Origin of the sequence: Bradyrhizobium sp. BR13661 (genome assembly GCF_029892425.1) — a bacterium.
Classification (GTDB): Bacteria; Pseudomonadota; Alphaproteobacteria; order Rhizobiales; family Xanthobacteraceae; genus Bradyrhizobium.
In genome coordinates, this window is sequence record NZ_JARXWB010000003.1 from 170,809 (window position 1) to 186,400 (window position 15,592).

Annotated in this window: 13 protein-coding genes and 1 pseudogene; 3 read left to right on the forward strand and 11 right to left on the reverse strand. The window is 64.6% G+C overall.

Going from position 1 to position 15,592, the window contains the following annotated elements:
* Positions 1 to 68 precede the first annotated feature (68 nt).
* Together M2427_RS06425 and fusA are read left to right on the forward strand one after the other, a co-directional pair.
* Positions 69 to 884, forward strand: a complete 816-nt coding sequence (locus M2427_RS06425) for an enoyl-CoA hydratase (protein ID WP_280705363.1) — start codon at positions 69 to 71, stop codon at positions 882 to 884.
* Between the two features lie 254 nt (positions 885 to 1,138).
* Positions 1,139 to 2,020: pseudogene (fusA, locus tag M2427_RS06430) on the forward strand (elongation factor G); the annotation flags it as partial.
* Between the two features lie 68 nt (positions 2,021 to 2,088).
* On the opposite strand, the gene M2427_RS06435 reads toward fusA, so the two are convergent.
* The 9 genes from M2427_RS06435 to M2427_RS06475 form a co-directional block, all read right to left on the reverse strand.
* On the reverse strand, positions 2,089 to 2,628 hold the full coding sequence (locus M2427_RS06435) for an isochorismatase family protein (protein WP_280705364.1): 540 nt from the start codon (positions 2,626 to 2,628) through the stop codon (positions 2,089 to 2,091).
* Positions 2,629 to 2,648: 20 nt separating this feature from the next.
* Entirely contained in the window at positions 2,649 to 3,728 is a 1,080-nt protein-coding gene (locus tag M2427_RS06440) for an isocitrate/isopropylmalate dehydrogenase family protein (RefSeq protein ID WP_280705365.1), read from the reverse strand.
* Between the two features lie 127 nt (positions 3,729 to 3,855).
* Positions 3,856 to 4,923, reverse strand: coding sequence for an alcohol dehydrogenase (locus tag M2427_RS06445; RefSeq protein WP_280705366.1), 1,068 nt, complete (start codon positions 4,921 to 4,923; stop codon positions 3,856 to 3,858).
* Positions 4,924 to 5,003: 80 nt separating this feature from the next.
* Positions 5,004 to 5,975, reverse strand: a complete 972-nt coding sequence (locus M2427_RS06450; RefSeq protein ID WP_280705367.1) for an oligopeptide/dipeptide ABC transporter ATP-binding protein — start codon at positions 5,973 to 5,975, stop codon at positions 5,004 to 5,006.
* Positions 5,972 to 6,964 carry an ABC transporter ATP-binding protein gene (locus M2427_RS06455; RefSeq protein ID WP_280705368.1) on the reverse strand — a complete coding sequence of 331 codons (993 nt, stop codon included), beginning with the start codon at positions 6,962 to 6,964 and terminating at the stop codon, positions 5,972 to 5,974. The genes M2427_RS06450 and M2427_RS06455 overlap by 4 nt, the downstream gene beginning before the upstream one ends.
* On the reverse strand, positions 6,961 to 7,830 hold the full coding sequence (locus tag M2427_RS06460; protein ID WP_280705369.1) for an ABC transporter permease: 870 nt from the start codon (positions 7,828 to 7,830) through the stop codon (positions 6,961 to 6,963). Before M2427_RS06460 ends, M2427_RS06455 begins: the two co-directional genes overlap by 4 nt.
* Positions 7,817 to 8,767 carry an ABC transporter permease gene (locus M2427_RS06465; RefSeq protein WP_280705370.1) on the reverse strand — a complete coding sequence of 317 codons (951 nt, stop codon included), beginning with the start codon at positions 8,765 to 8,767 and terminating at the stop codon, positions 7,817 to 7,819. The genes M2427_RS06460 and M2427_RS06465 overlap by 14 nt, the downstream gene beginning before the upstream one ends.
* Before the next feature lie 7 nt (positions 8,768 to 8,774).
* Positions 8,775 to 10,319, reverse strand: coding sequence for an ABC transporter substrate-binding protein (locus M2427_RS06470; RefSeq protein ID WP_280705371.1), 1,545 nt, complete (start codon positions 10,317 to 10,319; stop codon positions 8,775 to 8,777).
* Positions 10,320 to 10,446: 127 nt separating this feature from the next.
* Positions 10,447 to 11,643, reverse strand: a complete 1,197-nt coding sequence (locus M2427_RS06475) for a CoA transferase (RefSeq protein ID WP_280705372.1) — start codon at positions 11,641 to 11,643, stop codon at positions 10,447 to 10,449.
* Between the two features lie 221 nt (positions 11,644 to 11,864).
* On the opposite strand from M2427_RS06475, the gene glgA reads away from it, so the two are divergent.
* Complete coding sequence (glgA, locus tag M2427_RS06480) at positions 11,865 to 13,253, forward strand: glycogen synthase GlgA (protein ID WP_280705373.1); 1,389 nt, start codon at positions 11,865 to 11,867, stop codon at positions 13,251 to 13,253.
* A 58-nt stretch (positions 13,254 to 13,311) separates the two neighbouring features.
* On the opposite strand, the gene M2427_RS06485 is transcribed toward glgA, so the two are convergent.
* Both M2427_RS06485 and M2427_RS06490 read right to left on the reverse strand, forming a co-directional pair.
* Positions 13,312 to 14,262: an oxygenase MpaB family protein gene (locus M2427_RS06485; protein ID WP_280705374.1), complete on the reverse strand. Its 951-nt coding sequence runs from the start codon at positions 14,260 to 14,262 to the stop codon at positions 13,312 to 13,314.
* A gap of 69 nt (positions 14,263 to 14,331) precedes the next feature.
* A complete protein-coding gene (locus M2427_RS06490) occupies positions 14,332 to 15,474 on the reverse strand; it encodes a patatin-like phospholipase family protein (protein WP_280705375.1) in 1,143 nt (380 codons plus the stop codon).
* Positions 15,475 to 15,592: the final 118 nt, after the last annotated feature.

The following is a 15,592-nucleotide window of genomic DNA, read 5'->3' on the forward strand; positions in this document are numbered from 1 at the left end:
CGCCGCGGTTGACCCGGGCCTTCGCCCGGCCGCACATTGCGCCTCGCCCAACGAGAAGCGAGCGCGCGATGCCTGATCTGTCCCAAGCTACTCCCTACGCCGACGGCAAGATCCTCAAGCAGATCACAGACGGCGTCGGCGTGATCACCTTCAACAATCCCGACAAGCGCAACGCGATGTCGCTGGAGATGTGGGAGGGATTTGGCGAGGCGTTGACGGCCTTGCGCGACGACGATTCAGTGCGCGTCGTGATCCTGCGCGGTGCCGGCGGCAAGGCTTTCGTGTCGGGCGCCGACATCAGCCAGTTCGAAAAGGTCAGGCACAACGCGGCTGCGTCCGAAGAATACGGCAAACGCAGCGCCGCCCAGCGCGCGCTGCTCGCCGATTACCCCAAGCCGACGATCGCTTGCATCCAGGGTTTTTGCCTTGGCGGCGGCATGCAGGTTGCGATGCTGACCGACATGCGCATCGCGGCGCATGACAGTCAGTTCGGTATTCCGGCGGCGAAGCTCGGCATCGCCTATGGCTTTGACGGATTGCGCCACCTGGTGTCGCTGGTCGGCCCGTCCTGGGCGCGGCTGTTGATGTACACGGGCATGCGCATTGATTCCGCCGAGGCGCTGCGCATCGGCCTCGTCGAACGCGTGATCCCGGACGACCAGCTCTGGGGCGAGACCATGGCGATCGCCGAGACGATCTCGCACAACGCGCCGCTCGCGATCAAGGCCGCCAAGATCACCATCGCCGAAGTGCTGAAGGATGAGAGCGCCCGCGACATGAACGCGATCAAGGCGATCGGCACGGCTTGCATGGACAGCGCGGATTTTCGCGAAGGCCGGCAGGCTTTCATGGAAAAGCGCAGGCCGCAGTTTAGAGGGAAGTAGTCCCGGCGTTCGGTCACGCCGGAGACCGGAATAGATCCTGTTGAGGATTGATACGTCAAATGCCCGACCTGCCCGTGGAATCCTTCATTATCGATCGCCTTCAAGAAGGCGGCTGGCGCGTCATTCAACGCCGGGCCAACCTAACCGATCTGCCGATCGCCGACTTTGTTTCGTACCGTGACGCTAAGGAATGGGTGAACTGGAAGTCCGGCCAACCCAGAACCAATCTGTATGTCACGACGAAAGAAACGTCGCCGCAGCCGAGGCTGGTCGAAGTCGCGATCGAGCCGCGGTCGAAGGCCGACGCAGAGACGCTCAGCATTGCGCTGGCGGAGCTCGCGGCTGAAGATCCTGCGTTTGAAATGTCGATCGACCCCGAATCCGGGCAGATCATCTTGAAGGGCGCGAACGAACTTCATCTCGACGCCAAGCTCGAAATCCTCAGGCGCACCTACCGCATCGATCCCAGAGTTGGGGCGCTGCAGGTCGCATTCCGTGAGTGCATCACGCGACCGGCCGAGGTGGAATATGCCTACAAGAAGCAGTCGGACGGCTCAGGCCAGTTCGCGGCCGTCAAGCTGCGTGTCGAGCCGAACCAGCCTGGCGAGGGCTACCGGTTCGAGTCCAGGATCACCGGCGGCGCGGTGCCGAAAAACTACATCCCCGGCATCGAAAAAGGAATCGAGAGTGTGCTTCCCGCAGGCGTGGTGGCCGGCTACCCCGTGGTCGACATCAAGGTCGAGCTGATCGACGGCAAATATCATGACACCGACTCTTCCGCACTCGCCTTCGAGATCGCCGCACGTGCGGCGCTCCGAGAGGCGCTTCAGAAGGCAGGATCGTTGCTGCTCGAGCCGATCATGACGGTGGAGGTGGTGGCCCCGGAGGAGTGTATCGGCCTCCTCATCGGAGACTTGAATTTGCGGCGCGGACAGATCCGGGGGCAAGACATTCGCAGCGGCGCCGCCGTCATCAGCGCGATGGTGCCGCTGATCAACATGTTTGGCTACGCGAATAACCTGCGCTCGATGAGCAAGGGCCGCGCAACCTTCACGATGCAATTCGATCACTATGCCCCGGCGCCCTCGCCCGGGAGCGACCCGCCGTTTCGGCCTGCGATCGGAATGCGGGCCTGAACGACGCTTTGCGGACGATCGGAGAGACAATAGCCGCTCGTGCCCTGGAGCGGACCAGGCACATGTTTCTAGGAAGCGGCTTCGTCGAGAATCTGGCCGGTTGTTACGATGCGAACAGAGCAATTTGTTAAGAGGTCGCTCCAGACCCAATGATGATGCCTGATTACGGCAGTGGCATCCATGTGCGGCCGATCGCTCACTGTATGAGCGTCGCTGGCGACAACGACGTGGTGGTCGTTTGATATGGCCGAACGGACCGTTGAGTCGACGCAGGAATCGGTCGCCCAGCCGCTGACGATGACCCGATCCGGCGCAATTCGGGCGAGGGTGCCTTGCAGCCCGGTTCGAACAAACGGATCATTCAATGTCTTCTCGATCACAGCGTCGTCTGGGTGACCAGCTAGTTCGGGCAGAAATGACCACCCTTCGGTGTCCCGCTCAAAACTATCGCCCGGTTTGCCGCAGTGCCTAATCCATATGACCTTGCCAGATCTCTCACGCACCATCGCGGTCAGCAAATTGATGCGTTGAACCACGCCCTGAAGATCGTGCTTTGGCGGACCATTCAAGAGACCCACCTGCATGTCGACCACAATGATAGCATCCATCGGCCTTGCTCGTACCTTCCTCAGAGCGCCGCGAGCACCGCCTTGGTGATATCGGCCGTGCCGTTGCTGCCGCCGAATTCCATCGGCTTGAGCCCGCCGGCATAGACCTGATCCACTGCGCGCTCGATTCTTTCGCCGGCTTCAGCGGCGCTCTCAAGACCGTGCTTGTCGGCAAGCCAGTCGAGCATCATCGCCGCAGACAGGATCATGCCGGTAGGGTTGGCCTTGCCCTGCCCCATGATGTCAGGCGCGGTGCCGTGGCATGGCTGGAACACGGCATATTTGTCGCCGATGTCGGCCGACGGCGCCATGCCGAGACCGCCGATGAGGCTGGCCGTGATGTCGGAGACGATGTCGCCGAACATGTTCTCCATCACCATCACGTCGAAGTCCCAGGGGCGCTTGACCAGCATCGCCGAGCAGGCATCGACATAGAGATGATCCGTCTTCACGTCCGGATGACGCTTGGCGGCCTCGTCGAAGATCCGGCGGAAGAAGGCGAACGCCTTGAACACGTTCGCTTTGTCGACGCAGGCAAGCGACCCCGGCTTGCCGCGCGCCTTGCGCCGCTCCGCGAGGCGGAAAGAGAACTCGAACAGCCGTTCCGAGGTCTTGCGCGTGATGACCAGCGTCTCGCGCGCGTCTTCATGCGTGACCACGCCCTTGCCCATCGATGCGAACAGGCCTTCGGTGGACTCGCGGATCACGACGAGATCGATGCCGCGCTTGTCGGCACCGACGATCGGGCTCGGCACGCCCGGAATGAGGCGTGCAGGCCGCACGCCGGCGTAGAGATCGAAAATGAATCGCAGCTCGATCTGCGGCGCGATCTCGGTGTTGTCGGGGTAGCGCACCGACGGCAGGCCGCAGGCACCGAGCAGGATCGCGTCGGCCTCCTCGCACAGCTTGACGGTGGATTCAGGCATCGACTTGCCGGTGGCGAGATAGTTGGTGGCGCCGGCCGGCGCCTCGGTGAAGCGGAAGCGCAAGTCCGATTTCGTCTCGATCTTGCGCAACACTTCGAGTGCTGGCGCCATGACTTCGGGACCGATGCCGTCACCGGCGAGCACGGCAATGTGGAAGGCGTTATTTGCGGACATGAATGATTCCTGCTCTCTCAACGTCATGCCCGGGCTTGACCCGGGCATCCACGTCTAAGTACCGTTTCCGCGCCAAGACGTGGATGGCCGGGACAAGCCCGGCCATGACGAGAAACAAAAACGCTGGCTACGGCATCAGCACCGTGCGCCCGACCACCGCGCCCCGTTGCAATTGCACCAGCGCCTCGTTGGCCTTGTTGAGCGGCGCCTTCGTCACCGGAATCGGGGCGACGTTCTTGCTGCGAACGAGATCAAGCAGCTCCTGCGTCTCACGCAGATTGCCGACATAGCTGCCCTGGATCGTCACCGCCTTGATCGGGATCAGCGGCAAGGCCCAGGTCGCGCCGCCGCCGAACAGGCCGACGATGACAAGCTTGCCACCCTTGGTCAGGCAGTCGAAGCCGAGCTGCGTCGTCGCGGGGTTGCCGACGAGGTCGATCACGGCGTGGATCGGGCCGCCCGCTTTCTTCGCTAGCTGCTCCAGCGCATCCGGAGCCTTGGGATCGACGGTCGCAAGCGCACCGGCCTTCTCCGCCGCTTCGCGCTTCCTGGCGTCGATGTCCACCATGATCGCGCCCTTGCCGCCCATGGCCTTCAAGAGCGACAGCGCCATCAGCCCGAGGCCGCCGGCGCCGAACATCACGATCGGCTTGTCAAAATGCTGCTCGACCTTCTTCAGTGCGCTGTAGGTGGTGACGCCCGAGCAGGCATAGGGCGCGGTCGTGGCGGGATCTAGTCCCTTCAGATTGAGCAGATAGCGTGGATGCGGCACCAGCATGTGGTCGGAATAGCCGCCGTCGCAATAGACGCCGAGCGAACGCGGCGTCAGGCACATGTTCTCATCGCCGGCGTGGCACGTCGCGCATTTGCCGCAGCCGATCCAGGGATAGACGAGGCCGACATCGCCGAGCTTGAGACCGGCCTGATCGGTCGGCTTCACATCAGGACCGAAGGCCAGAACCTCGCCGACGGTCTCATGCCCCATGGTGAGCGGCAGATTGATGCCGCGGTCCTTCAGCGACAACGGCTTGCGGCCGTGGCCGAGATCGTAGCCGCCTTCCCAGATGTGGAGATCGCTGTGGCAGACGCCGGCGGCCTTGACCTTGATCAGCACCTGCGTGCCCGTGGGCTGCGGCGTCGCCTCGTCGAACTCCTGCAGCGGCGCCTTGAAATCGGCGACCTTGAAACTCTTCATCGGAATCCTCCCGGCATGCTTTTCGTCGCGCCACCATGCCATGGGCGGCGCGGCGAGACAAACCCGGAAGGTGTGTTAGTTCAGACCAACGGATGATGACAAGCCGCGGAATGACCGGGCGCGACCTCGCGCAACTCCGGTATCTCCGCGCTGCATCGCTGATCCGCGCGCGGGCAGCGGGTGCGGAAGCGGCAGCCGGACGGCGGCGCAATCGGCGACGGCGGCTCGCCGGTCGCCACACTCTCGATGGGACGCACATCCGGATCCGGCACCGGGATCGCCTGCAGCAACAGTGCGGTATAGGGATGAGCGGGTTTTGCAAACAATTGCTCGGACGGACCAACCTCGCAGAGCCGGCCGAGATACATCACCGCGACGCGGTCGCTGACCGCTTTGACCACGGCGAGGTCATGCGCGATGAACAGCAGCGTCAGGCCAAAGCGCGCCTTCATCTCCTCCAGCAGATTGAGAATCTGCGCGCGAATGGAGACGTCGAGCGCCGAGACCGGCTCGTCGCAAACGATAAATTCCGGATTGAGCACCAGCGCCCGCGCGATACAGATACGCTGGCACTGGCCGCCGGAGAATTCGTGCGGCAGGCGGCCAGATACCAGATCAGGATCGAGTCCGACCGCGGACAGGACCTCGTGCACGAGCGCCTTCCGCTTCTCCGCATCCTTGAAGCCGGCGATGATCAGCGGCTCGGCCACGATGTCGCCGATGCGCCGACGCGGATTGAGCGAGGCGATCGGGTCCTGGAAGATCAGCTGCACGCGACGGCGCATTTTGCGCAGCGCCTCGCCCTCCATCGCGGTGAGGTCTTCGCCGTCGAACAGCACCCGGCCGCTCTTTGCGCGGCGCAATTGCAGCACGGCCCGCCCCAGCGTCGACTTGCCGCAACCGGATTCGCCGACCAGTCCCAGCGTCTCGCCGCGGGCAACGTGAAGGCTGACGCCGGAGACGGCATGCACGGTCCGGTTGCCGAGGCCATATTCGACCACGAGATTATCGACGTTCAACAGCGGCTCGTTGCGCTCGGCCAACTGCGTCACGCGCCAACTCCCTCGGCCATCTGAATAGGATGGAAGCAGGCATAGAGATGCTCTGGCACCTCGGCCACCTTCAGCTCGGGCTTGGCCTGCTGACAGCGGGCCGTGGCATAGCGGCAGCGCGGCGCAAAGGAGCAGCCTTTCAGCGGCCGCGTCGGATCGGGCGGACGTCCCGAGATGGCCGGCAGCGGCGTATGCGGAGCGGTCTCGAGCTTCGGGATCGCGGCCAACAGCGCCTCGGTGTAGGGCATGTGCATCCGCTTGAACAGCGTGGGGGTCGGCGCATGCTCCACCACCCTGCCCGCATACATCACCGCGACCTCGTCGGCGCGACCCGCGACGACGCCGAGATCGTGCGTGATCAGGATCATCGCCATGTGGCGGCGGCGCTGCTCGCGCGCGAGCAGGTCGAGGATCTGCGCCTGGATGGTAACGTCGAGCGCGGTCGTCGGCTCGTCCGCGATCAGGAGCTTCGGCTCGCAGGACAGCGCGATGGCGATCGCGACGCGCTGGCGCATGCCGCCGGAGCATTGATGCGGGTACTGCACAAGCCGCTGCTCCGGCGCCGGAATGCCGACGGCCGCAAGCAGCTCGACGCTGCGCTGCCACGCCGCCGCAGCATCGAGCTCGAGATGCTCCTGGATCGTCTCCATCAGCTGGGTGCCGATGGTGAGCACCGGATTGAGCGAGGTCATGGGATCCTGGAACACGACCGCGAGATCGCGTCCACGCAACTGCCGCAGCTTCTCAGGGTCGAGACGCGCCAGATCCTGGCCGTCGAACATGACCCGCCCGGAGAGCTTCGCCTTCTTCGGCAGCAGTTGAAGGATCGCGCGCGACAGCATGGTCTTGCCGCAGCCGGATTCACCGACGATGCCGAGCGTGCGGCCCGGCTCCAGCGACAGGTCGACATGATCGACTGCCCGCAGGGTCCCGCGCGGCGTCGGCAGCTCGACGGCGACGTCCTCGACGATCAGAAGGGGCACGCTCATAGTGCCCCCTGACGCGGGTCGGTCAGCGCCCGCATGGTGTCGCCGACGAGGTTGAAAGCCAGCACGGTCAGGAACAGGCCCGCCGCCGGCAGGAAGGCCAGCCGCGGCGCGAGGTCGAGGCTGTCGCGCCCCTCGCCGATCATGCTGCCCCAGCTCGCCATCGGCGGTGGCACGCCGAGGCCGAGGAATGACAGCGCGCCTTCGACCACGATGGTCACGGCGACGCCGAGCAGGAAGAAGGCGAGCAGCGGCAGGATCACGTTGGGCAGGAGCTCGCGCAGCAGGATGCGTGCATGGCTAGCGCCCAAGGCTTCGGCCGCGATCACGAACTCACGCCGCGCCAGCGACAGCGTCGCCGCGCGCGACACCCGCATGAAGGCAGGAATGCCGAGCACGCCCAGGATCATGGTGAGATTGGGAATGGACTGGCCGAGATAGGCGGTCACTGCGAGCGCGAAGATCAGCGGCGGAAAGGCCAGCAGCACATCCATGCTGCCGACCATCAGCGTCTCGAACCGGCCACGGAAATAGCCGGCGAGCAGGCCCAGCGCACCGCCGATGCCAAGGCCGATCAAGGGAGCGATCAGTCCAACCGTCAGCGAGACGCGCGCGCCAAAAATCAGCCGGGCGAGCTCGTCGCGGCCAAGGCCGTCGGTCCCGAGCCAGTGCTCGCTCGAGAACGCGGCGCGACGCTCCAGCATGTCCATGTCGACGGGGTTCTGCAGCGGCAGCAACGGCGCGAGGATCGCGAGCGACAGGATGACGGCGAGCCAGGCGCTCGCAATCCAGAACAGCAGCCCGAGCTTGCGCTTGCGCCCTGCCGGCGTCGCCACCTCCTCCGGCATCGAAAGCTCAAGCGTGGCCATGGCGGATCCTCGGATCGAGCACGGCGTAGAGCATGTCGACGATGAAGTTCACGATGACGAAGCCGCAGGCGACCAGCAGGACGACGCCCTGGAGGATGATGAGGTCGCGGGTGTAGATCGCGGCGACCAGCAGCCGGCCGATGCCCGGCAGCGCGAAGATCGATTCCACGATCAGCGTGCCGCCAAGCAGGCGGCCGATATTGATGCCCGTGACCGTCACCAGCGTCAGCGACGAGGGTTTGAGCGCATGCACGAACAGGATGCGCGAAGGTTTTAACCCCTTGGCCTTTGCGAGCGCGATGTAGTCTTCCTGCAGGGTCGCGATCATGTCGGAGCGCAGCACGCGCATGATGCCCGGCCATTCGGCGAGAGCCAGCGTCAGCGCCGGCAGCACGAAGAAACGCAAATTGGCGAGCGGCTCCTCGGTGAACGGCACGTAGCCGGTCGCCGGCAGCCAGCGCAGCTCGACCGCGAACAGATAGATCAACAGGATCGCCACCAGAAAGGACGGCATTGACAGCATTGCAAAGGCGCTGCCGGTCATGAAACGGTCGAACGCGCCACCGGCGCGCGCGGCACAGGCGATCGCAATCGGCACGCCAATCAGGAGCCCGATGAATTCGGCCATCAGCATCAGCTGGAGCGAGACCGGAAAGCGCTCGCTGACAGCCTGCAGCACCGTCTGTCCGGTGCGGAACGAGCGGCCGAGATCACCCTGCACGACGTGACCGAGCCAGCTCAGGTAGCGCCACCACAGCGGCTGGTCGAGCCCCAGGTCGTGGCGGAGCGCCGCAACATTCTCAGGCGTCGCCTGATCGCCGAGAATGACGAAAGCGAGATCGCCCGGCAGCAGCGAGGCAATCAGGAAAGTGAGCAGCGAGACGGCAAGCAGCACCGGCAAGATGCCAAGCAACCGCCGCGCGACGAACATCAGCATCGCGCGGTCATTCCAGCCAGGTGGTCGAGACGTCGATCACGCTGTTGTAGATCTTTGGAAAACCCTTCAGCCTGGCGCTCGACAGCGCGTAATAGGTGTTCTGGAAAGTCCAGAACCAGATCGCCTCCTTGTTGATCAGGCGGCTGATCGCACAATAGTCCTCGATGCGCTGGCCGACGTCGGCGGTGACGCGGGCATGGTCGAGCAGCCGGTCGAGCTCCGGATCGGCGAAGCCCGCGAGCGCCAGCGGGCTGCCGCTGCGGAAGTTCGCATACATCTGCGGATCGGGATCGGCGAGATCGACGATGCGCCAGGGCACGAGCTGGAATTGACGCGTGAAGGCGCGGGGCGGAATGGTGGCCTGGTCGACCTGCTCGATCTCCATGTTGGCACCGGCGCGCTTCCAGAACTGCTGGAGCACCTGGCCGATCATACGGCCGCGCGGCGTTGCGGTCACCAGCATCTTGAAATCGACCGGCTTGCCGTAGTCCTTCAGCAGCGCCTTGGCCTTCTCGAGGTCGAATGGCAATGCGCCGTCGTCCTTGCACTTGACCCAGGAGCCCTCGCCGTAAGGATTGCTCGCGGGCCGGCTCAGGCCATTGCTGATCGCCTGCGACATTTTTGGACGGTCGATCGACATCACCAGCGCCTGCCGCACGCGGACGTCGTCGAACGGCGCCACCTTGGTGTTGAAGGCATAGACCGCGGCGCCCGAACCCTTGTAGGTGTGCACGGCGAGCTTGGGATCCTTCTGCGCCTTCATGATGTTGTCGGCGTCGTTCTCGTCGTCCCAGATGATGTCGGCCTCGCCCGATTGCAGCGAGGCAAAGCGCGACTGCGCGTCGGGCAGCGGCTTCAGGATGATACGATCGAGATAGGGGCGGCCCTTGTCCCAGTAATTGGGATTCTTCTCCAGCACCATGCGGTCGCCGGCGGTCCATGATTTCAGGATGTAGGGTCCGGTGCCGACGGGGTTGCGGTTGTAATCGTCGCCCTTGGTCTTCCAGGCGGTCGGAGAGTGCACCGCATTGTTCTGGCTCTGGATGGTGATCACCGCCGGCAGGTTCACGCTGGGATCGGTGAGATTGTAGACGACCGTATATTCGTCCGGCGCCAGCACCTCCTTGACGTTGGTGATGTAGAAGGCGCAGCGGCACTTGTTGGCGGGGTCCTTCTGCCGGTCGAAGTTTTCCTTGAAGGCCTGCGCGTTGAACGGCGTGCCGTCGTGGAACTTGACGCCCTCGCGCAGCTTGAAGGTCCACGTCTTGTAATCGTCGGAATGCGTCCACGACACCGCGAGTTTTGGCGCGGCCTCACCCTTGTCGTCGAGCGTGGTCAGCGTGTCGAAGATCGCGGCCGCCGCCGTGAAGGTCGAGGTGTCGTAGACGCCGACCTTGAGCGGATCGAAGCCGGGAATGTCGAGCTCCTGGCCCACGGTAATGCTGCCACCAGACTTCTGCGCCTGCGCGGGCTCAGCCAGCGGAAGGAGCGCAAATGCCGCGACAAGGAAAATCGGCGCGCGCTTGCACGCCGCGGCAGCAGGGTTCGTCATGGTTCCTCCCGGGATCCTCGTCCGATGTTTCGGATCGCTGATGACGGAGGCGAGATTGGCGACAAATGCTCGCGACGGCAAGAGGAACACACGGGTTTCCATGCCGCATGTGCGCGGCACAATGTGTTCAGCGCGCCGCTTCTGTTTTGCCTGACGGAATTGGCGCCGCATGGTCGAGGCCGATCTCCTCGCGCAGTTCGCGCGTGTGCTCGCCGAGCATGGCCACGGTCTCGCCCGGCTTGGTATCGGCGCCCGTCATCCGGAACGGCAGGTTGATCACCCTGAACGAACCGCCTCCATCTTGCACCGAGGAAAGCGCCTGCCGATGCGCGAGCTGCGGATCATCAAGCGCTTCCCTGATGGTGCGGTAGGCCGAGGCCGGCACGCCGGCTGCGCTCAAGGCCGCAAGACATGCATCGGTGGTGAGCCGCTTGGACCAGGCCTCGACGCCGTCCATCATGTCGGCCCAGTTCTCGCGCCGCGGCGCATAGGACGAGAAGCGTGGATCCGAGACCCATTCAGGCCGGCCGATCACGCCCATCAAGGCCTGGAATGTCTTTTCGCTCGCGACCGTGATCATGACATAGCCGTTGGCCGTCTCGGTCGGGCCGAACATCGGACGCGGCGGCGGCTTCACCGCGAATTGCGAGCTCTGCAATTCGATCACCGTCAGCGTCAGCATCGACTCCAGCATGGAGACGTCGATGTGCTGGCCGAGCCCGGTCACGGTGCGCTGATAGAGCGCAGACGCAATCGCGCCAAAACCGTAGGTACCGGTGACGACGTCGGCATGGTAGATACCGCAATAGTCCGGACGGTTACGACCCGGCTGATGGGCGAGATGCGCCATGTCGTAGCCCGAGGCCGCGTGGATCACCGGTGCGTAGGCCGGCAGCTCGGCCGAAGGACCAGTCTGGCCGTAGCCCGAGATCGAGCAGTAGATCAGCCTCTCGTTGACCGGGCGCAGGCTGTCATAGTCGAGCCGCAGCCGGCGCATCACACCCGGACGAAAATTCTCGACCAGGATATCGGCGGTCGCGACCAGGCGTCGGACCACCTCCCTGCCGTCCTCGGACTTGAGGTCGAGCACCACGCTCTTCTTGCCGACATTGAGCTGGCCGAACACCGTGCTGCAGCCGTTGCGCAGCGGGGGCCGGGTCCGCATCGTCTCGCCCTCGTCGGTCTCGATCTTGATGACCTCGGCGCCCATGTCGGCCAGCATCCGCGCGCAATGCGGGCCGGCAATGGTGGTCGAAAAATCCAGGACGCGCAAACCCGCCATGACCTTTGTCAACGTTCCCTCATGCTTATCTGCTACCTGCATGGCCTGCGCATGTCCTTGGGTCTCTTAGGAACCGTCAAAGTTCTCGGTTGTTGATGCAGCGACCCTAGAGGGCGGCGGCTGAGTAGGAAAGTCTTTACCGAACGAACGCGTCTCGTGGGCAGGCTGAGATTTCCAGGGGCAACTGGACCCGATCTTGCATAGCAGCAATCGGGATCGGATGAGGGCAATCGTTCTTGAGGGTCTTATTCGTTACGACAGAGATGGACGACTTCGTCCGCGTCGGCGGACTTGGAGCCGTTTCCGCTGCACTCCCCAGAGCCCTCCGCCCCTTCGCCGATATCCGGATCATGCTGCCCGGCTATCGCGACATCATCGAGCAACTCACGCATATTCAGATCGTCGGACGCTGCCCGGCTTTTGCGGAAATGCCGGCCTGCTCGCTAGGCCGGGCCGCAACCAAGGACGGACTGCCGGTCTATGTGCTATTGTGCTCGCAGCTCTACGATCGCCCCGGCAATCCCTATGGCGATGAGTCCGGCCGCGACTGGCCTGACAACGACATCCGCTTCGCGCGCTTTGCTTCGGCTGCCGCTGAGCTTGCCATGGGCAAGCTGGACAAGAATTGGGCAGCAGACCTGATCCATGCCAACGACTGGCAAGCCTCGCTCGTGCCGGCCTATCTCGCTTGGCGCGGCAGCAAGCTTCCATCGATCCTCACCATCCACAACCTCGCCTATCAGGGTCTCTTCCCGAAGGAGTCGCTGCGCCGGATCGGCGTCCCCGAAAGCTCCTTCCACATCGACGGCGTCGAGTTCTACGACCAGCTCTCCTTCCTCAAGGCAGGCCTCGTCTATGCCTCGCATCTCACCACCGTCAGCGGCACCTATGCGCGCGAGATCACGACCGAGGAATTCGGCTGCGGCCTTGAGGGCCTGCTCCGCGTCCGCTCGGATGCATCCGAGCTGACCGGCATCCTCAACGGCATCGATGAGAGCTGGGACCCGCGCTCCTGCGCCCAGCTCGCGCAGCAATTCGGCGCCGGGGACTGGGTCGGCAAGAAGGCCAACGGGGACTATGTCCGCAAGCAGTTCGGCCTTGCGGTCTCACGCGGGCCGATGTTCGCGATCGTCGCCCGCCTCGTGCACCAGAAGGGCATCGACCTCGTGCTGTCGGCCGCCGACGAGATCATCGATGCCGGCGGGCAGATCGTGGTAACAGGCTCCGGCGAGCCGGCGCTCGAGCAGGCGCTGATCGACGCCCATCGCCGCCGCCCCGACGCCATCGGGGTCACCATCGGCTTCAACGACGCCCAGGCCCGGCGCATTTTTGCCGGCAGCGATTTCACCTTGATGCCGTCGCGCTTCGAACCGTGCGGCCTCAGCCAGATGTACGCCCAGCGCTTCGGCTCGCTGCCGATCGGCCACCAGACCGGCGGCCTCGCCGAGACCATCACCGACGGCGAGACCGGCTTCCTGTTCTCAAGGCCGTCGCACGAGTCCTTCCTCGGCGGCGTCCGTCGCGCCTTCGAGGCATTCATGGCCCAGGACCAGCTCGACACCATGCGCCGCAGCGCCATGGGACGATCGTTCTCCTGGAGCATCTCGGCAGGCAGCTACAGCGCGCTGTACCGGAGGCTGGCGGCGGTGTGAGGCTGCGACGTTTCCGCATACTCCGTCATTGCGAGCGCAGCGAAGCAATCTAGAATCTTCATCCCCTCCCGCGCACATCCATCTGCGGCCGGCCGATCCAGACGCGGTTGAGGCAGCGGGTCATCCAGTCGGGCTGGGCCTCGCCCCGCAATCGCGCCTGTGCTTCATGGTAAGGGCTGGCATAGCGCAGCCTGTCGGGCAGTTTCGGATAGACGCGCCGGATCCATCGCAGCGCGGTGTCGGCAGACCTTGCGTCCCGCTCGTCGAGCGCGATGCCGAAGCCGGCGCGCAGGCGCTCCGGCAGCATCGTTGCGGTGTGCGCCCGATACCAGCGCGGCGGCCGCAGCCAGGGCCGCGCGCCGTCAAGGATCTGCGCCGCGATCTTGCGCGCGGCCGCACTGACGGTCAGCGTCTCCGACTGCATCATCTCCGCCGTATAAGCCGCAAAGCCAGCCCAGTCCGCCGGCAGGTCATCGCCCGTCAGTCCGAACAGCGCGCCATAGGTCCGGCTCTCGGCCCAGTAGCGCTCGCGCTCCTCGATCGAGAGCGGCGGCAGGAGCAGGTCGTGCGCCATCAGCGCGGACTCGACCAGCGTCGCATGAACCCAGCGGAGCGACGGGATGTCATTGGCGCAATAGCGCGAGCCAGCCGCGAACGGGCCGACGGTCTCGGGCATCTCGCCGACGATCATGGTGTGGCGCCGGTGCAGTTGCCGGGCCGACAGCAGCGCCCGATCCAGCGAGCCGAAAACCATGGCGAAGACGACGTCGAAGGTGCGGTGGAAGCGGCCGATCGGATCGACAAAGGTCGTCGAGTGCTCGGCGATGGCGGCCGCGACCCAGGGATGCGCCAGTTGAAGCAGCAGCGCGCGGCCGGCACCGAGAAAGACGGCGGCTTCGCGGTCGACCCGCCACGTCACGGAGTCAGGGCCGAACACACCGGCAACCGGCCCTGCCGCATCGGCGCGGACCTTGTCGAGAGCAGATTCCAGATCGTTCTCGGATACCAAGGCCGGACCTTTCGATTGCGGACCGCCGACGATCCACAAGGCCTGTGGCAATTCGATGAAGCGAACGTGCTATTCCGCCGCCAACGGCATCTGATCGATATGCTCATGCAGCACCACGCCCGACAACGGATCGAATTCGCCGATCCACGGCGCGCGCGCCAGCACCGACCGTGTATGCGCGTAACCGGCATCCCAACGCTGCTTGATGCCGGACGGGCTGAAGTCGATGTCCTTGGTATAGGTCTCGCAATCGAGCTGCGGCGCCAGCAGGCGCACCACATGCATGCGCGTCGAGCAGCCATAGCCGATCAGCTCTCTCACCGCGGGATCATCGCGCTCGCCCTCGGGCAATCGCGCCGCAAGCTGGTTGATGACGTGACGCAGGCGATGGGCCTGTTGCTGGCGTTCGATCTGGCTCGCGATCCGGCTGGAATATTGCACGTCCTTGTGCCGGGTCAGGACCTCTCTCATCGTCGCCGGTTCGGCGCCGGCCGGATTCCACAGATGCACGGAGAAGATCAGCGAATCCCGGCGCGGATTGTCGTCGAACACGGCTTCCGTCGGCGAGTTGGAGAGAATGCCGCCGTCCCAATAGAGCTCGCCGTCGATCCGCACCGCCGGGAAGGCTGGCGGCAGCGCACCCGAGGCCATGATATGCTTCGCTGTCAGGGCGCAGTCGCGGCTGTCGAAATAGCGCATCTGGCTGCTGCCGACATGCGCCGCACCGACGGTGAGACGCGGCGTGCCGCAATTGGCAAGGCTGAAATCGACGAGCTCGCGCAGCGTGCTCTCCAGCGGCGCGGTCGAATAATAGCCGGCGCGATCGGCACCGAGCGGAAAGGACTCGCCGGCATGCGCCAGCGGATTGGGCTGGAAGAAGCCGGCAATGCCGCCCGTGACGGTCGACCAATAGCCGAGCATGTCGTCGAAGCCGGGAACGCCTGTCAGCAGTGGCCAGGCCGGCTTCTGCTCCATCCGTCTCCAGAACTCCTTGAGGCGTGAAAGCCTGACCTCCGGCGCATTGCCGGCGATCAGGCTGGCGTTGATGGCGCCGATCGAGGTGCCGATCACCCAGTCCGGCTCGATGCCGGCCTCGTGCAGGGCCTGGTAGACGCCGGCCTGATACGCGCCGAGCGCGCCGCCGCCCTGCAGCACCAGCACGATCTGTCCCGGCAGGTCGCTCGGCCTGCACATTTCGGCACTTCCCTGCATGCCCGTCGCACTCCTGCTCCGAAAGAGCCTTACGCAAATTCCTCCTTCATTGTTACGCCCGACGACCATCGGCCGTCCAGCAACCATCGTCCAGAAGGGGGTGCAGAGGGCTTGCGGA